The following is a 21,065-nucleotide window of genomic DNA, read 5'->3' on the forward strand; positions in this document are numbered from 1 at the left end:
AATTTACCCAGGCAATATGAAAGTTAAATTTGTCAGTCGCCATTTATTACTCGCGACCCGATAGCCATCGGGTGACGAAATCGACTTTCTAAACGCTTAGGTGATTTCGCAACCCGATGGCAATCGGGTCGGAAAACGGGGATTTCATAAGACTTATTTCGCCATTTTCTCCCTAAGCCTGTCAGCCAGATAATAAATCACCGGCACCAGAAAAACAGTCAGAATAAGGGAGGATAAGAGTCCGCCGATAATTACCCAGGCCAGACCATTCTTCCATTCTGATGCGGTACCCGATGCCAGAGCGATTGGTAACATCCCGATGACCATGGATAAGGTTGTCATCAGAATCGGCCGCATCCTTCCTTTTCCGGCAGTAATCAATGCTTGCCTGAAGTGCATTCCTTCTGCTTTTAACTGATTTGTAAAATCGACAATCAGAATTGCATTTTTAACCACCAGACCCATCAGCATAATCAAACCGAGTAAAGCAAACAAGCTCAGATTATTCAATGAAAGATTCAGGGCAAAAAATGCTCCGATTAAGGCTACCGGTATAGAGAACAAGACCACGAAAGGATAAATAAAACTGTCATAAAGTGCAACCATAATCAGGTAGATGAGCAGGAAGGAAATGAGTAAAACCGATCCTAAGGCACCAAAACTATCATTTTGTCTTTTAATATCACTCCCCCAGGTCATTTGTATATCTCCGGCTAAGGGGTTTGCCTTTAGGTAAGCCAGCACATCGTCAGCAACTGTACCTGAGGGACGTCCCAATGCATCCGCAGTAATCGTAACAGCAGGTTGTCTGTCTTTCCGTTCAAGTAGCGATGATGAACTGCTTTGCTCAATACTTGCAAACTGAGAAACCTCTACTGGTATACCCATCGGATTGATTACCGTTAAACGCTTTACATCATCATAATTTTGACGGCTAAACTGGTCAAGCCAGATTCTGACCGGGTATTCATTGCCATTTTCGGTTAAAGTGGCATCGTCATTTCCGGTAAAGGCAGTCCTCAATGCCATGCCCACGTAGGCAGTACTTAAACCCAAACGCTGCATCCTGTCTTTATCAGGCACAACCATATATTCGGGACTACCAGCCTCAACCGAGAGACGTACATTATCAGCGCCGGGAATTTGCCCGATAGCCGATTGCATTTGGGCTCCGGCATTCATCACCATTTCCTTATTACTGCCGCTTAAAGTAAGCTCAATTGGAGCTGAACGGGGAATCAAACCCAATGAGGCCATTGAATAGTTGAGTCCGGGGAATTTCACCTGCAACTCTTCCCGAAGCTTTTTCATAAACTCCTCAGTAGACTGCCTGGCCCTGTCGGATTCAGGTTTCAACTGAATAGTAAGCTCAGTTTTATTGGCAGATCCCTGCCCTAAACTTCCAATTCCTGTGCTCGGTCCTCCCACATTACTAAACACCGTTGCTACGGCAGGGTTTTTCAAAATGTAAGACTCTATTTTGTAGGAAACCTCATTATTTTGTTCAAGAGATGTTGATTTATCAAATTCCAGATTCATTCTGAATTTTCCCTGATCACCTGTAGAAATCAATTCCTTACCAATAATTCCCTGCTTCATGACTCCCAAAGTCATTGCAAATAACAGAAGTACAATCCCGGCAAAAATTAGTTTGTGATTTAATACCCATTCAAGTGCTCTTCCGTACCAATTGGTAAAGCCCTCCAGTTGGTGCTCGAACCAGAGTAAAAACCGATTAAAAAAATTGCTTGGTTTAAGATCCTCCTTAACACCAATTCGTGAGGCCAGCCATGGTGTCAGTGTGAATCCTACCAGCAAACTTGTGAGTGTTGAAGTGATTACAACTACTGAAAACTGTTTAAGCATATCGGCTACAAAAACCTGCAAAAAAAGGATAGGTAAAAACACCACCACGTCGACAAGTGTTATTGACAATGCAGAAAAACCGATCTCCATCCTGCCATCCATCGATGCCTTGCGTTTTTCTTTGCCCATATCCAAATGCCTCTGAATATTTTCCAATACCACCGTAGCATCATCGACCAGAATACCGATGATCAATGACATGGCCAGTAAAGTCATCAGATTAAGGGTATATCCCAATAACCACATCACAGCAAATGCAGTGATCAGAGAGGTTGGAATCGCCACCAGGACAATCAGTGCATTCCTGAAACTGCGAAGGAATAAAAGCATCACGACCGAAACCAAAATTACTGCAAGGATCAGGTCAAAAATTACTGAATCAACTGCTGCAATGGTATTGTCTGTGCTATCAGAAGCAATGATAAAGTTAATGCCCTGAGCTTCATCCTGTTTCTCAATAAACTTAAATTTCTCCCGAACCAGTTTTGAAACCTCTACCGCGTTGGCATCTCCCTGTTTTTTTAACAGAAGCCCGATTCCATTTTGTCCATTATAGCGATTAATGGAAACCGCCTCCTTAAGGCCATCTGTTACTTCGGCAACATCCCTTACATAAACCGGGCTACCGGGCAGAGGCATCGCAACCTGAACGTTTTTAATATCATCCGGAAAATTAAACTTTCCGCTTAATCTTACTGAGCTTGATTCCTTATTGGTTTGTACCTTTCCTGAAGGCAAGTCAATTCCTGATCGATTGATGGATTCTACAACCTGAGCTAATGAAATTTTATAAAACTTGAGCTTATCGACATCAACTTTCACCTGAATCTCCCGTTCTTCACCACCGAGTATCGTGATCTCTGCAACACCTTTTATCTGCTGAATTTGAGGCAGATACTCATCCTTCATTTTCTGATAGAACTCCGTGTCAGGCATCTTACTGCTGGCACTAATTGACATAATTGGAAGATCGTTTGGCGAAACCTTGCTCATTACCGGACTTAAAATATCTTCCGGGAGATCCTTTCTAATATTATCAATATAGCGTTGCGCATCCTGCATCGTCTTATCCAGATCGGTTCCATATTTCAGGTTTGCAATGATCACAGATGCATTAGGGAGCGATTTGGTTACCAGATAATCCACGCCTTCAACATTAGAAAGTGCATCTTCAATTTTTCTGGAAACCGATGTCTCAACCTCCTCAGGCTCAGCACCGGGATAGCCTGTTTTTATAACTACAACCGGCTGATTAAAATCAGGCATGAGTTCATAGCTGAGATTCTTATATCCAATGAAGCCTAACAGAGCAAATACACTGAATAGAACAATGATGAGTGAAGGTCGTTTGATTGAAATTTCTGTAATATTCATAATTCAGCGATTTTATCGTACCTGTACATTAGCCCCATCAAACAGATTGATCATACCCCCGGTAATAATGACATCACCCGGTTTTAAACCTGAAGAGACCTTACTGGTATTCTTCACTTTAGCCCCGATCATGATTTTTTGCAAAACCGCCTTTCCTTTCCTGATCAAATATATTTGAGGCTGCTCTGAAGTACCAAGCAATGCAGATGAAGGAACAAAAATTCCCTGCTCAGCTTCAGGGTTTTTTAGAATTACTTTACCAAACATGCCTGATTTTATCTTTAAATCTGATGTATTATTGACTATCAACTGCACCGGAAAGCTATTTCCTGTATTGGCTTTACTTCCAATCATGGCAACTTTAGCTGAAAAATCAAGATCAGGGTATGCCTCTGAGCTAACAGAATAGGTCTGATTCAAACGAAATCGATTTAAATCCGCTTCAGGAACATTGACAATAAACTTCAGGGTAGATATATCTGAGATCTGCATTAATGGGATACCCGGTGAAGCAAATGCCCCCACTTCACTTAATTTGGCCGTTACGATACCAGAAAAAGGCGCCCTAATAGTAGATTTATTAATTTGCTCCTGGAGTGATGCGACCTGAACCTTTGCAGATCTTAAGCCCAATTCTGCTTTTTCAAGCTGTACTCCCTGAATGGCCTCTGCTTTAACGAGGATTCCAAAACGCTTTACATCCACTTCAAGGCCATCCTTTTGTACAAGAACAGACTGTAAAGACAGCTTTAACAGAGAATTATCCAATTGAATAATAGCCTGGCCTTTTTTTACAAAATTTCCTTCAGCAACCATTATCTGGTTAATTTTGCCCTGTAATTCAGAACTAATCCGACTCTCTTTGATTGGTTCAAATGAACCCGTATAATTAATAGTTGAATTGATATTCTCAAACTTTACAGTATCCGCCTGAACATAAATTACCTGTTCCTTATCATATTGATAAACTCCCTTCTGAGTCTTTTCTTTATTGCTTTTGAGCCTGATAACTGCAAGCATTACAAGAACTATTGGGATAAAAACAATCAGAGCTTTTTTAATGGTGATTTTCATTGCTGGTATTATTTAATGACAGAAATATTTCCGGTTAACTTTTTATAATCGAGGTCAGCTTTCAAATAATCGACCACCGCATTTAAATACGACTGTTGCGATTCCCGCAAGGCAGTATCTGCTAACAGAACATCTGTTAAGCTTGCGGTTCCCTCCTTTTGTTGTATGATATTTTGATTATAAATTGATTGTGCAAGTCTCATTTGAAGCAGAATAGTTTCTGTTGATTTCTGAGCGACCTGACGCAGCATTTTAGCATTATCAACTTGCATTATATTCTGCTCGCTTAACAGACTTATCTGAAGCTCATTGTTCTTGAGCTCATACTTTTTCTGATTGATCTTGTGTTTCGTTACTGTTCCCTGAAATAATGGATAAGACAATTGTATGCCTGCAAAGCCAACAGGGAAAAATTTCAAAAACTGATCAGGACTTTTATCATAACCCAAACCTGTGGTACCCTGAGAACCAAACAATGAGAGTGTAGGCAGCCTTGAATATTTGATTGTGTTAAGCTCAGCGTTGATCAAACGGTTTTGAATCCTTGCCTGACGAATATCAAGGCTGGTTAAACTTGCATATTCCTGCTTAACCTGATACTTTATTGCAGGATCAATACTTATTGAACTTTCCTGGGGAAGTCCCATTAAAAATTTTAGCGTACTTAATACCTGCACATATCTGCTTCTCACAATTTCCTTTTGAGTATTCAATTGCTCAAGCTGTAAATCCACTTTGCTGACATCAGAACTTTTAGCCATTAACTGCTCATTCAGAAGACTTATATTCTTTTGTAATTTCTTTGTGTTAACGAGGTTGCTGTCAATAAAATTAAGCTGATGATGAAGTATCTGAGCATTATAGTACAAATTAGAAATATCATAAATAACCTGCTCTGCGGTGCGTTCATATTGTAACTCACTCAACTCAGAAGCAATTTTGCTGTTATCAACAGCACTATGCAATTGAGCATTGTACAAAGGCATGGAGAGTTGAATATTCGCATTGATATTATGTGGTACGCCGAAACGGGTTTCTTTAAACTGCCCGGCTGGTCCGCCAAAAACCGACTGAGGTAATAACTGGGTAGGCTGATCTGTATAATACCGGTAATCAGCGTTAAGTGCAAGCTTGGGCAGCAAATTCGCCCTTGCTTCCTTCTCCTTTTGCTCAAGGATTAACATACTGTTCCGGCTCATCTGCAGGTTCTTATTGTGCACCTGAGCGGTATCAATGCATTGCTCTAATGACCATTGCTGAGCATTTACGCTCCAGGATGCAAAGGCCAGCAAAATCAGCAGAAGGGAATGTTTGTAAATACTTACTAACTTCATGGCTTATATTTATTTAAGAATGATATAAACAGAATCATACGATAATTTACTTTGCAATCATTTTCAAAATTCCGGATAGAACTGTAGTACCATCATGAATGAGATTTGATTTATGTCCGGATAATTTCCATTTCAAGACGGTCAAACGCATGCTTCCCATAATGATTGTAGTGATGGTAGAAGGATCGGCAATTCCTCTGATCTGTCCTGCTTCAATACCTTTTGCAATCACTGATTGAATATTGATCTGCATTAGCTTCATCATTTCCATCACCCTATTGTTCAAATCCTTATTAAATTGAAAAATCCCTTCAGAGAAGATCACACTCACAATTGCTGGATTTTTCACGAAGCTTCCAAGCTGTGAATCAAAAACTTCCTTCAAAAGGCCTTCTGCTTCTATTTCTTCCTGGTTGATGATTGCAGAGAGTCTGTTCTCCATTTCCAGAATGAAATAATTTAGCAATCCCATTAAAATGTCATTCTTACTTTTAAAGTGGCGATAAAGTGCTGCCTCAGACAGTTCCAGATCTGCGGCCAGATTCTTAATGGTAAGATCCTGAATTCCATGTTTATCAATCCGCTGAGTAGCAGCCTGCATGATCTCAATCTGTCTTTCGGTAAAAATGTTAGTATCAGGTATTTTCATTGATGAATAAAATAGTAAGCGTTCACTTACAAAGGTAAATAAAAAATACATATCCAAATAAAAAAAGAGAAAAAGTGATGAGAATCAATTTTTGGGTATAAGGGATTCAAAAAAAATCAATTGATAAAATAAACTAAAAGGTATAATTTCAAATAAATTAAAAAATCCTGTTATCTTAGATAAAGAAGCATCATTCTTTTCACCTAAATTTTAAGATCATGAAATCACCATTTATGTCAAGCGGTCCATTAGCTAACGATTTGGGCTTATTAATTCTTCGAATTGTTGCGGGCGCTGTAATGCTTACCCATGGTTACCCTAAATTTCAGAAAATTCTTGACGGGGACCTTAAATTTGGCGATCCTGTCGGGCTAGGCGAGATACCATCGCTCTACCTTTCAACTTTTGCGGAGTTTTTATGTGCAATTCTCGTGATTATGGGGCTTTACACCCGCTTATCTTTAATTCCGCTCATTATCAATATGTCGGTTGCATTTTTTATTGTGCATGCCGCCGATGATTTCGGAACTAAAGAAAAATCGCTCCTTTTTCTGGGTATGTTCATTGTGATATTCCTTTGCGGACCGGGACGTTTTTCTGTTGATAATAGGCTCAAATAAATAAATACTATTAATAGGATTAAAGGAGTTTCAGGACTTTTGTCTAAAGGAAAGGTAAAATAATACGGTTATAATTCGTCCTATACGGCTCTGGAGCCATATTAATTGATTTTTGAAACCAATACCTGTGTGTTATAGGCTAGTTCAGCCCTTTCCTCCGGAGTAGTTCCGGCAAGAAATCGCGTTCTATTTCAAATTACGAATAGCCGGAAGCTACCTCCTCCGGCAAGGTTTATTTTACCCGGAGCTGTTTTTCATTGGGACGGGCTGCCCGGTGCTGCTGTGCGCGCGTTCCAGGAATTAATAAAGAAGCACACGCGACACGCATGCGCTCAATGTCATTATTTAAGAAGAAAAGGGGGTCGTGGCCTCCGCCACGATGACAGTTCAATATTTAATAGTAGGTGAGATCCTGTATTCGTCAGGATCGGAGTGAGTACCGAAAAAAGGCCTTTTCGATGTATAAATCAGCTATCGATAAGACTCTAATTCCGGCCTTGAGCCGTATTCCTCTCGACACACAAAGAGTTGTCATTCTGGCGAAAGCGAGAACCTCCTTTGTAATTAACGCGTAATTTATCCTTAAATAATGACACTGCGCGCGCACCAGCAAGGCAGGACCGAATAAAAACTAAAAAAATCAGTCAATCTAAACTTCCCCCAACAAGATTTTATATCGAAATCATTTATTCTCTACCGTCACAACCCTTCCTCTCCTACCGGATACATCAAAAGCGGCAAAACGAAATTTCCCTTTTTCAGTTAAGGGGCTTGTATAAATCATACTTCCGGCTACCGGATCTGAACCATCCCTGGTGTATCTGATCTCCAGTCCGGGAAGCTGAATATTAGCATATACTTTCCCATCCCTGAGCTTCAATCCCGGTTCAGGAATGCGATAGGAAAAACCTCCGTTATAATAAGTCAGGCGCGGCAATTCACGCTTTCCAACCCGATTGGCAAATTGAGACCAGGAATTTTTATAGTAAAGATCATTCAGAATTGAATACTCCCCAATTGCCCATTCTGGCTCCACTGCCCATGCCCGCTCAGCAAGTCCGAGCAATTTTGGAAGCATCATGTATTCCAGTCTTTCTTTCGTTATATTATTTTCTGACCATAACAATCCTTGTAGTCCGACGATATTGGATTTACCATAATCGGTCAGTCTGATCATTTTAGTCTGATCCAGATCTTTGATCGGCCTGCCTTGTCCGTCTTCTTTCACATTCTTCAAAAAATCATAAGGAATGAAATAAAAGGGCTTGTCAATATCGACCATACCACCCCATTTATAGCCGGGCTCATAATAAGAGCTATTATAAGCCAGGTCAAAATATTGATTCGAAACAGGTGAAAGAACTACTTTATAGCCTCCGTTTGCCAGTTTGTAAGCCAGATCTTCAGCTCCCCAGCCAATCACATTATTCCATACATGTAATTGGAAATGATCATCTGCGAAATCAGGATTGGCGATATAATGAGGTTTGCCATCGAGGGTAGTTTTGCGCATTCCTGCTTCTTCCCAGCCTGAAACAAACAGGCCACGCTTTTTAGCCATCGCGTTTAATTTCCCGAAATAGTAATACCAAAGATCATCTGTGGATTTTATATCAGGATTCGTGCTTTTAAGTTTCAGGTAGGCAGGAGATTTCTCCCATACCTTGGCGGGTACTTCATCTCCACCATAATGGATCGTTTTTAAAGGTGCTCCGGCTTCTTTATACATCAGAATCAAATCATCAGTTACTTTTTCAATGAAATTGTAAACTGAAGGTAAGGCTACATCCATCACATTATCATTCCAGCCCTGCACAGAACGGTACTGGGATTTATCCTGAGGATCGATCAAACGGTATCTGCCAGCTTCAGCCGCTTTCCCTGCTTTCATCAGCTTCTCATACCGGCTTTCCATCGCTTTAATTGCCGCACGTGCATGTCCCGGAGATTCAATTTCAGGAATTACCTGAATATGCCTTACAGTTGCATATTTAAGAACTTCAATAAAATCCTTCCGGCTTAAATATCCGCTGCCAGGCAATTGATTTGGAACTCCTCCTGATGCAAATGCAGGTTGGATATTATTTTTATGATCAATAGTATGTGCTCGAACACTTCCAACCCGGGTCAATTCAGGAAGCGAGGGGATTTCAACCCGCCAGCCTTCATCTTCAGAAAAGTGGAAATGAAATACATTCAGCTTGTACAAACTCATCAGATCCAGTACTTTAAGGATTTGTTCTTTGGTTTGAAAATTCCTTGCTACATCCAGCATAAAACTACGATAGCCGAAACGGGGCTCATCCTTCACTTCTACAGTCTGAATAACTATGGAATTCTGCTTTTCGCGCCAGCTTAATGGCGGCAACAGACTCTTGAGCGACTGAATGCCGTAAAAGGCTCCGGCTGGTGTGGAAGCAGAGATAAGTACTCCTTTTTCTGAAACACTTAATTCATAGCCTTCCGCTGCAATTTTAGGATCTTTTCTAAATACAATACCATTTGTACTATTCTGTCTGATTGCAGGTTTGGCATTAAGCACTTTAGCAAGTTCTTCACTCAGATACCCGGCCTCTCTGATAAATATAGTTTCTGCAGAAATGCTTGTATTTCCATTAATTATATATTCAGCATTCATTGATTTATACTCTTGCGGACTTGGGAAGATCAGCGGCATTTTCGATGCATCTATATCCTGAACATCCTGATTCTTTGAATATACATATGAAGGATCCATCCAGGTTTTTGATGCCGGAAGGGAATTCAAAAATTCGGCAGATGGATCCGGATAAGTACATTTTACAGGAATTACCTTTTCAGGTGTGCCTGAAAGAACGAGATAAAATCCCTGAGGAGATTGGGTTACATTTTCAATATTCCCAGATCTGACCATCTGGAAATCTAGCCTTGTTCCTGCAGATATGCCATCAGATGCTGCATTTGGCTCAATTTTATAAAGATCTCCATTGACAAATGAAATTGTTAAGCCCCTGCTATCAGGTTTTGGAAAATCACCTGAATAATTAAAATATAAAGTCCATCCATTTGAAGGTAAATCTTCAGCCGATTCATTTCTCAGACTCAGAACTGAAAGTGATTGACTTTTACCTTCAGAATTATTCTGAATCGGCTGCCATTGCACACTGATCTTAAAATCTTTGGTTTTACTTTGTGCCTGAATCTGAGTGAAAGAAAATAGCAGAATTAAGCTTAGGATAAGATTAGAAAACCTGCTGCTCAGGGATCGATTAAGAATTATCATATTAAGGTTTATAATTGCAAAGACAAATTACAAAAACATTAGTGTCTGCTGAAAATTAAGTTATCAATAAAAAAAATGCTGCATATTCAGAGGTCCCGACAGAGGAATCGCGTGCCACAGGAGTGCGCTCAATGTCATTATTTAAACTTGTATTTCCGATGGTGCCTGTCATGCTGAGGAGTGAAGTTCCTATTTAGAAGTCTACATTAGATTCTTCGCTACGCTCTGAATGACAAAGTTCCTTAACTTAATGACATTGCCCTTCAGGGTCGGGAAACAGACTTTTTATTACGTTTCTATAAACATTCGACCACCTCCGGGGTCGCTGTTCATTTAGTAAATGTTGTCAACCTATTTCTTAACCTGTATAGTCAAACTCGCAGAACCAGCTTTTCCCGAAGAACTAATTCCCTGAAACATAATTGTGTAATTATTCTCCTGATCGGAAGTATAGAAACTGATGGTCTTTTTGCCGTCTGAATTGATCTTAATATCCGGTGACCAATACAATACATTTCGGAAATCCGGTAGCCGGCTTTCAGTCTGAATGGCAGAATCATAAACCGGTGAATAAAATTCCCGTTTTAGTTGTAAACCCTCATAATCCGTAATGGTAGCTCTGGTATCAAACTGAAAATCAGGCAAATCGCCTTTATAGGTCGTAAAATTCAAGATACCTTCAAAACTCATGGGTCCGAGAAAATATTTTTGGGCAACCACATCCAGAGAACGGACTTTTTTAGGATCGTATTTTATAATCTTATTACCGGCGTCAAAAATTGGAACCCCGTCTAAAATGATCAGGGGTTTAACACTTTTAGGGATATCTGTAAGATGAGGTCTTACTGTAACCCATACTGAAAAGTTATCCTTCTGCCGCGTAACCGGCACCTCCACAACATATTCCCTTAACACTTCTTCCATTGTAGTGAACCGCACAAAATTATCCAATAGGTAGGTCTTATCGGGCTTTAGATAAAATGCACTGCTATCAACCAAAGCAGGATAAAAGGTTCTTAGTTTAGTTGATGAATACACATTCTGAACCTGACTGCTCAGGCTTTGGGTAGACAACTGATTTCGGAGATCTTCATCGAGAATAAATCCTGAAGGTTTTGTACTTGAATATTCTTTTGAAAACGGACTCAGAATTTCAATTTTATATGTGGAATCCTGTTGGGTATCGGTTTGAGCCACAAGTTCTGACGGTCCATAAATATCACGGGTATAAAAATTAACAAGTCCGGAGCTATTACTCCTTGCACCATAGAGATGCAGTTTTTTGCCGGGCAATGATAAATAGGCAAGAATATTATTTGCAGGGCCCTGAGTCCTGGTATCAATAATCTTTCCCTCAATAATATGTCCGTCGATTTCAGGTATGAATCCAAATACTGAAATATTTTTAGAAATCACATTTTCCCAAACAAACCTTCTCCAACCATGAGTCAGCATCAGGTTATCCAACGCTTCATCAGCTACCGCATCCTTATTTTTCAGATAATAGCCGGGCGATTCTACATTTCCTTTTAAATCTGATTTCAGCCATAAATAATCGAAAATATCAGCTTCATTGGAAATGCCTGCACTTGAAGCAAATACCGAAACAGAGGCATCCGCATCAATATCAAGACCCTTTTCATCTTTTGAAAGCAATTCCAGACTTACTTTATTTCGGGTTGCATAAGTAGACTTGTCCGCTTTGACACCCAGATTTAATTGACTGGCAGGACGGGTAAAGTATAGTCGTTCAGCAAGAGCTCTACCCGAATTATTGAATAGGGTAAGATGTGATATTCCTTCAGACAGCTTATCCCTATCAATCAAAAACTCTGCTTTACCCCCGTTTAAAGTAACACTTTCACTGATTTTTTTGTCCTGCCTGGTATGTACAAACAAGATAAGTTGCTGATTTGAGGAGCCTTCATTGGCATGTATTTTAACCTTAATTTGTTCTGCACTTGTATTTTCAAGCTGCAAAACATAACCGGTTTTAGCAGATGGCAATTCCTTAATTATTGTTTTCGATCCTGGAATTTCTATGACTGCTCTGTAGGTTTTACCATTTTCAGGAGTAAAAACAAAAGAGCCGATACCAAATTTCAAGGGTTTAAAGTTCAGGAGTATATTATTGTTTTCATCTACAAGAGTGCCCCGAAAATCTATGCCCTTACCCTGACTATCAATTGCACGAAAAGCAAGCTTTGCTGGCAAAGATTCGACCATATTTCCGCCTTCAGGGAAGAACTGAATATCATGATCTACTTCATTCAGTGCCGGTTTCTTCTCAGGTTTTGTCAGGGTATTAACAAGTGTGATATTCTTTTCAAAATAATAATCCGGACTGAAATTTTTCATCCAGTTTGTATAGGCTCTTAACTGATAATTCCCGCTGGATAATGAAACCGGCAAATATAAAGATCCACTACCTGACCCTTTATCAATTGCAATTTTGGCTTGTAAAACAGGTTTTAGATTTTTATCAATAATCTCAACATATGCAACTTTACTGAAGTCAATCGATGTATTGGAAGCTGTATTTACATTGTACAATTTAAACCAAAGTATTTCACCAGCCAGATAAAGCTCCCGATCCGTATGAACATAAATTTTTTCCTGAAGGTTCTTCCCCGAGTACTGGCCAAACCGATTAGTTATTGAATCCTGATTAAAATCCTGTGAAAATGCATCAGAAAAACATGCAACCAGTAAAAGCATCCCCAATATTTTGAAGAAGTGTTGCTTAACTGTTTCTACTGATTTTTGCATAGTTAAAAGCTGTTTATTTGTTGGGATTACCAAAATGCAGGCTTAACATTACTTCCACCTCTTGTGCGGCAATCAAGGCATATTGAAGTATTACCATTATATGATTCTATAGTACCGGCTGCACTTAAATTATAGGTTGTAATCAGGTTCATACCGGTGACAAAAGCCGCATACAAACTGTCTTTATGATTGCGAACCACAATAGGCTCACATGCGAGATTAAAATTCCATGCAGGTACCTGATTATTGTTAATAAATATTCTCTTTTCAACAATCTGAGAAATATTTATAAATCCGATTACCCGTTCATTCGGATTACTGACACATTGAATATTACCTACAAGGTCTGAGGGTTGATTGTCAAAAATTGAACCCATCTGTTCAGAATTTCTTTTCATTAAGGTCAGGTATTCATAAGCCTCCCTGCCAATAGCATATTGTCTGACCAGGATACTATATCTAACCCCCAACCTTTCTGAACGGTTTGGAATCAAAGCCAGTTGATAATCATCCACAACATCAGAACTTAATTTGGCAGTTGAGCTGATTAGAATATTAGTTGATGCCTCGTTCTTCCAGCAGGTAAAAATTTTAAGAGATTCAAGATAGTCCCTGTTTTGAACGATGTTATTTTTATAAACGTAATCCGAATATCCAACGGAGTGCTGCTCCCAGGTCTCCAGATAATCCCATTGATAATATTTTGTATTGTTATTGCTATCATGAGCATCTATATAAAGTCCCACTCCATCCCGCTCTCTTCTCCAGTTCAGACTATCAATTGCCGGTGTAGAACGCACAGACATCAGGTCAGATAGGTATTCTTTACCGGCAATTGTCTTGATTCTGAGACGATATTGCAGATTCGTATTGAATGTGGTACTTGGCAGAGTATAAATACCTGCAGAACTTTCAGTCAGGGCTAAAATGGTATTATTGGAACCTTCTACCTGAACTTTTGCCCCCTTCTCCATTTGCACAACACTCTTATCTGAAAGTTTCAGCGTTCGGCTTATAAGTATGTTTGTTTGACCACCCTGATTGATTATGCCCTCAACAACCAGTAAGGTCGGTGAGTCACTTATTGCATCATGCTCAAACGGCTTTTTACATGAAAATGAAAACAGCAGAACTGAAATGCATAATATTAATTTAAATATCCTTGTCTTCATATTAAAACCTGATATTATAGTTTACAAATGGAATAGCAGAACCAAAAATGGAAAGCTGGTACCCTTTGATTAGTCCCTTTTCAGACACAAAATAAGTTGAATAAGCATTGTCCCTGCCCGTCAAATTATAAATCCCAATAGTCCATGAATTATGAGTAAGCTGATTTACTTTATGGTTGCCATCAATATTTATTGAAAAGTCAGTCCTGAAATAATCAGGGGCACGAAGCGCATTCCTGTCCGAATAATTCGCCCGCAATGAACCCGCATAAAAATATTTACCGATAGGAACTGTAATTGGCCTTCCGGTGCTGTAAGCGGTATTAAACGATGCACTAAAACGATGAGAGAAACGATAATTTGCCACCAGACTAAAATCATGTGGCTTATCATGATTAGCAGGATAAAAATTTCCACCATTGATGATTTGACCGGCATTAGCGTCATCCATTTTCAATAAGGTTCGTGAATAGGTATATCCCATCCAGCCATTTAACTTTCCGCTTAGTTTCTTAACCAGAAATTCCACACCATAAGCCTTACCCTTCGTGTTAATTACATCAGTCTCAATATGATGGTTTAATATCAGGTTGGCACCACTTTTATAATCCAGATAGTCCTTTAAGTTCTTGAAATAACCTTCAATGGAAGTTTCAATAGTATTTTCTTTAAAGTTCTTGTAAAAGCCCAGGGAGGTCTGATCGCCAAACTGAGGCCTGATATTCGGATCACTGAGTTTCCATATATCGGTTGGAGAAATAGCGGTAGTATTGGTCAAAAGATGAATATATTGCCTTAAGGTATTATAACCAGCTTTTACTGAGAAGTCTTCGCTAAGCTGATACCTGGCTGACAGACGAAGTTCAGGCCCGTGGTAAGTTTTGGCTAGTTCCCCCTTTTTATAGGATGCTGTACCGATGGCATTACTTTCTGATTTTGGCAGATTTGGAGCATATAAATTAACACTTTGAGGGCCCATGTAATTAAACATGGAATAGCGAATACCTAAATCCAATGATAAATTTGAACTCAGGTCAAAACGATCACCGATATAAATAGCACTTTCAAAGGCCTGCTCAGGGGCTAATACATCTAATTTTACGAGTGATTGAGTACCCATAGGCTGGAACGTTCCGGGATTGAGGTCATAACGAATCGTACTGATCCCGAAATCAATTGTATGTTTTGAATTGAGATAATAATTAAAGTCTGACTTAAAATTAGCTTGTTGAATATCAAATGCCATTTTATAGGCATTTGTAGGATTAGCAATACTATTATTATTGTATTGATACCTGCTTAAGCCTCCAACAAAAATCCCGGTTAATTTATTGCTGAAAAGATGCTTCCATTTCAAAGATAAATTCTGATTGCCATAGGCAAAGCTGGTATCACTACCAAGATTTGAATCATCATCACTCAGATATCCTGATAAGTATAAATTGTTCTTATTGTTGATTTCATGGCTGATTCTCAAATTTAAATCCGAGAATGAAGCCTTAGCATCTTTATATCCCGATTCTTCAGGCAGCATTTTGAGTAACCAGTTGGAGTATGTTGTTCTTCCACCAAGAATAAAGGAAGTTTTGTCCTTAATAATTGGCCCCTCAATATTCAAGCGTCCCGTTAAAAGCCCTATTCCGGCAGTTCCACTTAGCTTTTTGGTGTTACCATCCCTGCTGTTTACATCAAGTACAGAGGATAATCGGCCGCCATAGCGGGATGGAATACTGCTTTTATACAATTCCACATCCTTGATCACATCCGGGTTAAATGCAGAAAAGAATCCAAAAAAATGAGAAGGATTGTAAATAGTCAAATCATCGAACAGAATCAGGTTCTGGTCTACTGCCCCTCCCCTGACATTAAATCCATTACTCGCCTCCCCGACCGATTTTACACCCGGAAGAGTCAGCATTACTTTGACAATATCTGCTTCCCCAAAGGCCACAGGTACCTGTTTAATGGAACTTATACTCAGCTTTTCAACCCCCATCTGCACATTCCTTACATTGGCAGATTTTTCCGCAGAAATAACAACTTCCCTCAATGAAAGAACCTGTGTTTGGATCTCAACATCCAGCTTTCCGTCTGAATAGATCATTAAACTACGCCTGGTATCCTGAATGCCGAGGGCTTTAATATTAAGAATATGAGGTCCGCGCGGTAAAACCAGGGTATAATATCCAAATTGATTGGTATAAGTACTGATTCGGGGGTTCTCAACGTATACAGCGGCTCCAATTTCAGGGACACCTGTCTTTCCATCTCGTACATAGCCCACCAATGTAACATTACCGGGTCTGATCTGGGCAGTCTTATTCCCTATTTGAATCTGCTTATTTTCCAGATTGGAAGACAAATTTCCCTCTTCAGCAGTACTGCTAAGTTCTGCAATAAGTTCCGGTTCCTTTTGTATCTGCCAGCTTAATGAGTCCTTTTCATTCTCAAATAATCCATAGGGAAGGCCGGCCAGAATCTCGACTCCTCTACTTAGAAAGATATTGTTTTGCTGATCTATAGTATATCTGAAATCAGTATTTCTGAAAGCCATTCTTAGAATAGAAGGAATGGATTCATTTTTGGCACTTAGTGTAACTCTTACACTATCAAACTCTGCGGAATTATAATAAAAATGATAATCAGCTTTTGATTCAATCTCTTTTACAAAGTCCTGAATACTTACATCTTTCAAGTCAACGCTAATTGGAACCGGCTTAACCTGTGCGGCAACATGCCATACAGCAATCAATAAACAGATCAAAAGAATACTTCTTTTCTTCATTTTGATTCTGTTAAAATATCATAATATCGCACCATTCGAACAATTGCATTCTCAGGATCTTTCCTGAATTTAACATTGCTCTTTTTCAGAAATTCCTGAATCTCTTTCTGCTTGTTACCCAGCGCATTTAAAACTGAAGACTGATTCTTTACAGGTAAATAAACACCTTCCTTTATCAAGTAAAACTCATTCTTCTGTTTCAGGATAGTTATAGCAAAACCTGCACTCACCTCTTTTAAGGTACCTTTTGATCGTTTCACAAGAACTTGAGTTCTGCCAAGATAAACCAAATCATAAAAACCTTCTGACAGAGTATTATTACCTGTTTTATCTCTTCCAAGATGAACAAAATGATGATCATGTATTGAAAAATAATCTATCAGTTCGTTATGAAGTTTGATCTCAGAAAACCCATCTATATATTGTACAATTACCTGATTTTTAACCAAATCATACCACATTGGAATATCTTTATAAAGTATTCCGTCATAATAAACAGATCCTTGTACAGGGAATTGAGTTTCAAAATACTGATGGCCGTTGTTTAATCTGTAAGGGAACCCGGTATATTCAACACCTCTATAAATTCCGGATTGCTCAGCTAATGATTTAAAATACACTGATGCTGCATTTCGAACAATCAATTGTTCCGGACTAATCTCATTTTTTACCTGAGCCAGGGAAAAATTTATACACAGGAATTGGAATGCCAGCAATAAGGTCAATCCCATGCCTCTGAGCATAATCAAAAGATACATTTGTTAAAAATATTTTTCAACTGGCTATAGGAAATGAGGTAGAATTGAATTATCGAATATAGAATAATTATTCAATTCAAACCCATCCTAAGGAAACAAATAATTTAAGCTCTAAATCATTTATCAGAATGAGTTTTGCCCACTACCTTACGCTCGATAGTGCCTATTGTAATCATGTACTGAGCGATCATATAGGTCGACATAATAAGTATTCCCGCAAAAGAATAAGGTTGCACAAACTTATTAAAGGCCAGTGCAGAATCAGAAATCACAAAGAATACCGCTCCGAAACAAACTAGTCTGAAGCTCAGCAGATTCACCCTTCTATAACGGTATCCTGCAAGAATTGCCATGATGGATATGACAAAAATATAAGCCAGCACAGGGATTCTGAAGTCATTCAAATAATCCCTGATCCAGGAATAATAACTCATTGAGAACACACCCATAAAAAAGAGCATCAAATGGCCATAGTATTTTGATTCCTGAGGATTGTTCTTAAAATCACGAAAAAATGCCGATGAATACAGGATGTGTGCAATTAAAAATGAGACCAAACCGTATAGAAAGAAATAAACATCGGAAGCGGCATAGAGGAGCAGTATATCACCCATCAATGAAAATAGAAGCCCTGCAAAAACCAGCCGGTTAAATCCGGCCTTCATATTGCTTTCCTTGTAAAGATAGAAAGCAAGGGATATACATATCAATGGTTTGATTAAGATTGCATATCCCTCAAAAAACGTAGACTGAACCAATAAATTCAGAATCAGGATCATGAAAAAGATTAGCGAGAAAATTGTATGACGTTTAAACATGTTTTTTCCGTTTAAGGCGATTGAACCAGGCGAATGAAAGTAATGCAGCAATGGAATTAAAAATGATGAGGTTTGCAAAAAAATCGCTTCCGTAGAAAGTCAATGGAACCAAAATCCAATAGCCTATCCGAACATATTCAAATCGGCCGGACCAGTTCTGCTTCTCCATCAATACCCCACAGGATGTAAGACTTAAAAGTGAAAACAGGCTACAGGCTATCAGTTGTAAAGTACTCAATTCTGCATAAATAAAAATAAGCAGACTCGAGAAGCTAAGGGTGTACAGAAATGTAATGAGAATATAGGTTTTGAAGCGCTTATCGTATTCCGGGCTGTATTTAACATAGGTATGGATGTCTATTTCTTTGGGGTATTGCATTCCACCCAGGTAATCCGGAAACCAACCGGGTGCCTTGATGAAAATCTTAATCTTGTCGGTATAAGTGCGGGCATTTTTTGAGCTGGAATATAAATCGGCCCAATAATGAAAATTTGCCCAAAACGGATTCCAGCTTGCCAGAGGCTTGGTAATTCCATAAACTACTTCCTCTTCTTCATTTTGAAATGTTCCAAACATTCTATCCCAGATTATCAGGGTACCAGCATGATTTTTGTCAATATATTTTGGATTTGAACCGTGATGAACCCTGTGATGGGAAGGAGTATTTAAAAACCATTCCAGCGGCCCCATCCTGCCAATTGCCTTTGTATGTATCCAGAACTGATAAATAGTATTAAATGCACTAACTGTCAGAAACATAATTGGTTCAAAGCCGGCAAAGGCAAGCGGTAAATAGAATACCCATGCAAAACCCGACTGAAACCAGGATTGCCGGAGAGCCACTGTTAAATTATACTCTTCAGACTGGTGATGAACAATATGGGCAGCCCACAATGCGTTAATCTGATGACTTTTTCGATGAAACCAGTAATAAAAAAAATCCACCCCTAAAAAAAGCAATAACCATGTCCATAAAGTATTGGGAAATGTATAAAATCTCCAATGCTCAAAGATGAATAAATAGCCAAAAAAGGTGATGGTTTTCAGAAATATTCCTACCAGTTGAGAACCAATACCCTGACTCAAGTTTGAAAGGGAATCATTTAGCCGGTAGTAATCGAGCTTTTTATACAAGGCATAGCCAAGCTCAACTGCGATCAGGATAAAAAATACGGGAATAGAAAGGGCGATATAGTCAACTTTCATCCATACAATTTAGTATTTTATGATGAAACAAAAAATTAGAGAGAATATTGTTTATTTATCATCAGGCTGTCTATATTAGCGCCCGGTCCGGAAATTGGATTCAACATTTAAAAATCAGGAATAACATGAAGAAATACCTAATATTGTTTGCCGCCGTAACTATATCAACCTATAGTACAGCGCAAACCAAACCTGCTGCTACCCCCCTATTTAAAACACAACTGGATTCAGCGAGCTATGCTTTTGGTGCAAGCATTGCTAGTGATCTGAAGAACAGAGGGGTAACTAATTTAAACTATACGCTGGTATCTAAAGCAATGAGTGATGTATTTTCAGGAGGAAATGTCATCTTTAGTCCTGAAAAATCTCAGGAAGTAATCTATGGCCTTTTAAATGCTCTTGAAAAAAGGAAATTTGAAGGATCCATTGCTGAAGCGGATAAATTTTTAAATGAAAATAAGCAGAAAGCCGGAATCATAAGCCTTCCGAGCGGATTACAATATGAAGTCCTCACACCTGGAGCAGGTGCTAAGCCGGTCGCGACTGATGAAGTAACCGTCCACTATAAAGGAACCCTGACCAACGGGAAACAATTTGACAGTTCCTATGATCGCGGTGAACCTACCTCCTTCACATTAAACCAGGTAATTCCCGGCTGGACGGAAGGACTACAACAAATGCCTGTCGGCTCAAAATATCGCTTTTATATTCCTTATGCCCTTGCTTACGGTGAGCGCGGCGCAGGAAACGATATTCCACCTTACAGTACACTGATTTTTGAAGTAGAGTTGATTAAGATTGGGAAGTAGGATTTTCAATTGATAATTGACAGTTGACAGTTGACCGTTGAAAAAAAATAGTTATTAAATGTCTTGATTCTTGGCTCTTGACTCTTGGTTCAATTATCGGTTGTCAGTTATCCGTTATCTGTTGTCTGTTATCAGTTATCTGGAGGAACATAAACGTTAAAAGATCAACCCATTTGCTATTAGATTATTTTTGCATTAATCAATACATTTCAAGTGGACCAGAATCATATCTCAATACTCAATACCCACTACTCACTACTCAATACTCAATACTCATTGTTGTCCGGTAAAAATAAAATGTTTAAAAATATCCTTTTAAAAAGTATCGTGAACGATTTTATTTCCTGATTTCAAAAAGCAAGCCCCGTTGTTAGCGCACTCGCTCAATAGGCACCGCTATTAAGCGGTGTATACAAGGGGGATATTCCGGGCTTCAGCCCGATTAAATGTTGTCGGCGCTGAAGCACCGGTTTACGTTATTTTCTAACCTGCTATATGTGGGGCTGAAGCCCAAATTGAATCACGCCGGTTACAACCCGCCTAAAGGCGGGCCCTATTGAGCGATACT

At 39.1% G+C, this 21,065-nt stretch carries 13 protein-coding genes; 2 read left to right on the top strand and 11 right to left on the bottom strand.

Features of this window, described 5'->3' with window-relative positions; genetic code table 11:
- Nucleotides 1–153: 153 nt before the first annotated feature.
- The 4 genes from Q8S11_RS03260 to Q8S11_RS03275 are packed head-to-tail and all read right to left on the bottom strand — an operon-like array spanning nucleotide 154 to nucleotide 6,297.
- Nucleotides 154–3,240: an efflux RND transporter permease subunit gene (locus Q8S11_RS03260; protein WP_305660653.1), complete on the bottom strand. Its 3,087-nt coding sequence runs from the start codon at nucleotides 3,238–3,240 to the stop codon at nucleotides 154–156.
- 12 nt (nucleotides 3,241–3,252) lie between these two features.
- Nucleotides 3,253–4,314 (bottom strand): efflux RND transporter periplasmic adaptor subunit, encoded by a 1,062-nt coding sequence (locus Q8S11_RS03265; protein WP_305660654.1) that lies wholly within the window; start codon nucleotides 4,312–4,314, stop codon nucleotides 3,253–3,255.
- 8 nt (nucleotides 4,315–4,322) lie between these two features.
- A complete protein-coding gene (locus Q8S11_RS03270) occupies nucleotides 4,323–5,648 on the bottom strand; it encodes a TolC family protein (RefSeq protein ID WP_305660655.1) in 1,326 nt (441 codons plus the stop codon).
- Between the two features lie 46 nt (nucleotides 5,649–5,694).
- Nucleotides 5,695–6,297: a TetR/AcrR family transcriptional regulator gene (locus tag Q8S11_RS03275; RefSeq protein ID WP_305660656.1), complete on the bottom strand. Its 603-nt coding sequence runs from the start codon at nucleotides 6,295–6,297 to the stop codon at nucleotides 5,695–5,697.
- A gap of 218 nt (nucleotides 6,298–6,515) precedes the next feature.
- Here Q8S11_RS03275 and Q8S11_RS03280 point away from each other — a divergent pair, with 218 nt between their 5' ends.
- A complete protein-coding gene (locus Q8S11_RS03280) occupies nucleotides 6,516–6,917 on the top strand; it encodes a DoxX family protein (protein ID WP_305660657.1) in 402 nt (133 codons plus the stop codon).
- Nucleotides 6,918–7,599: 682 nt separating this feature from the next.
- Here Q8S11_RS03280 and Q8S11_RS03285 read toward each other — a convergent pair.
- The 7 genes from Q8S11_RS03285 to Q8S11_RS03315 all read right to left on the bottom strand — a co-directional run bounded on the left by Q8S11_RS03285 (nucleotide 7,600) and on the right by Q8S11_RS03315 (nucleotide 19,688).
- A complete protein-coding gene (locus Q8S11_RS03285; RefSeq protein ID WP_305660658.1) occupies nucleotides 7,600–10,179 on the bottom strand; it encodes a family 20 glycosylhydrolase in 2,580 nt (859 codons plus the stop codon).
- A 351-nt stretch (nucleotides 10,180–10,530) separates the two neighbouring features.
- Complete coding sequence (locus tag Q8S11_RS03290) at nucleotides 10,531–12,948, bottom strand: hypothetical protein (RefSeq protein WP_305660659.1); 2,418 nt, start codon at nucleotides 12,946–12,948, stop codon at nucleotides 10,531–10,533.
- Between the two features lie 26 nt (nucleotides 12,949–12,974).
- The gene (locus Q8S11_RS03295; protein ID WP_305660660.1) at nucleotides 12,975–14,120 is read right to left on the bottom strand and encodes a DUF4249 domain-containing protein; all 1,146 of its coding nucleotides are present in this window, start codon (nucleotides 14,118–14,120) and stop codon (nucleotides 12,975–12,977) included.
- Nucleotide 14,121: 1 nt separating this feature from the next.
- Nucleotides 14,122–16,905 carry a TonB-dependent receptor gene (locus tag Q8S11_RS03300; RefSeq protein WP_305660661.1) on the bottom strand — a complete coding sequence of 928 codons (2,784 nt, stop codon included), beginning with the start codon at nucleotides 16,903–16,905 and terminating at the stop codon, nucleotides 14,122–14,124.
- Nucleotides 16,902–17,663: a hypothetical protein gene (locus Q8S11_RS03305; RefSeq protein WP_305660662.1), complete on the bottom strand. Its 762-nt coding sequence runs from the start codon at nucleotides 17,661–17,663 to the stop codon at nucleotides 16,902–16,904. The genes Q8S11_RS03300 and Q8S11_RS03305 overlap by 4 nt, the downstream gene beginning before the upstream one ends.
- 116 nt (nucleotides 17,664–17,779) lie before the next feature.
- A complete protein-coding gene (locus Q8S11_RS03310; RefSeq protein WP_305660663.1) occupies nucleotides 17,780–18,481 on the bottom strand; it encodes a lysoplasmalogenase in 702 nt (233 codons plus the stop codon).
- Complete coding sequence (locus Q8S11_RS03315) at nucleotides 18,474–19,688, bottom strand: sterol desaturase family protein (RefSeq protein ID WP_305660664.1); 1,215 nt, start codon at nucleotides 19,686–19,688, stop codon at nucleotides 18,474–18,476. Before Q8S11_RS03315 ends, Q8S11_RS03310 begins: the two co-directional genes overlap by 8 nt.
- 125 nt (nucleotides 19,689–19,813) lie before the next feature.
- On the opposite strand from Q8S11_RS03315, the gene Q8S11_RS03320 reads away from it, so the two are divergent.
- Complete coding sequence (locus Q8S11_RS03320) at nucleotides 19,814–20,497, top strand: FKBP-type peptidyl-prolyl cis-trans isomerase (RefSeq protein ID WP_305660665.1); 684 nt, start codon at nucleotides 19,814–19,816, stop codon at nucleotides 20,495–20,497.
- The last annotated feature ends 568 nt before the right edge of the window (nucleotides 20,498–21,065 follow it).

It is taken from the genome of Daejeonella sp. (assembly GCF_030695525.1).
In the GTDB taxonomy this organism is placed as follows: domain Bacteria; phylum Bacteroidota; class Bacteroidia; order Sphingobacteriales; family Sphingobacteriaceae; genus Daejeonella.

Excerpts from the sequence above, each read along its gene's own strand:
- Q8S11_RS03260 (WP_305660653.1), bottom strand. The coding sequence starts at position 3,240 with ATGAATATTACAGAAATTTCAATCAAACGACCTTCACTCATCATTGTT.
- Q8S11_RS03265 (WP_305660654.1), bottom strand. The coding sequence starts at position 4,314 with ATGAAAATCACCATTAAAAAAGCTCTGATTGTTTTTATCCCAATAGTT.
- Q8S11_RS03270 (WP_305660655.1), bottom strand. The coding sequence starts at position 5,648 with ATGAAGTTAGTAAGTATTTACAAACATTCCCTTCTGCTGATTTTGCTG.
- Q8S11_RS03275 (WP_305660656.1), bottom strand. The coding sequence starts at position 6,297 with ATGAAAATACCTGATACTAACATTTTTACCGAAAGACAGATTGAGATC.
- Q8S11_RS03280 (WP_305660657.1), top strand. The coding sequence starts at position 6,516 with ATGAAATCACCATTTATGTCAAGCGGTCCATTAGCTAACGATTTGGGC.
- Q8S11_RS03285 (WP_305660658.1), bottom strand. The coding sequence starts at position 10,179 with ATGATAATTCTTAATCGATCCCTGAGCAGCAGGTTTTCTAATCTTATC.
- Q8S11_RS03290 (WP_305660659.1), bottom strand. The coding sequence starts at position 12,948 with ATGCAAAAATCAGTAGAAACAGTTAAGCAACACTTCTTCAAAATATTG.
- Q8S11_RS03295 (WP_305660660.1), bottom strand. The coding sequence starts at position 14,120 with ATGAAGACAAGGATATTTAAATTAATATTATGCATTTCAGTTCTGCTG.
- Q8S11_RS03300 (WP_305660661.1), bottom strand. The coding sequence starts at position 16,905 with ATGAAGAAAAGAAGTATTCTTTTGATCTGTTTATTGATTGCTGTATGG.
- Q8S11_RS03305 (WP_305660662.1), bottom strand. The coding sequence starts at position 17,663 with ATGTATCTTTTGATTATGCTCAGAGGCATGGGATTGACCTTATTGCTG.
- Q8S11_RS03310 (WP_305660663.1), bottom strand. The coding sequence starts at position 18,481 with ATGTTTAAACGTCATACAATTTTCTCGCTAATCTTTTTCATGATCCTG.
- Q8S11_RS03315 (WP_305660664.1), bottom strand. The coding sequence starts at position 19,688 with ATGAAAGTTGACTATATCGCCCTTTCTATTCCCGTATTTTTTATCCTG.
- Q8S11_RS03320 (WP_305660665.1), top strand. The coding sequence starts at position 19,814 with ATGAAGAAATACCTAATATTGTTTGCCGCCGTAACTATATCAACCTAT.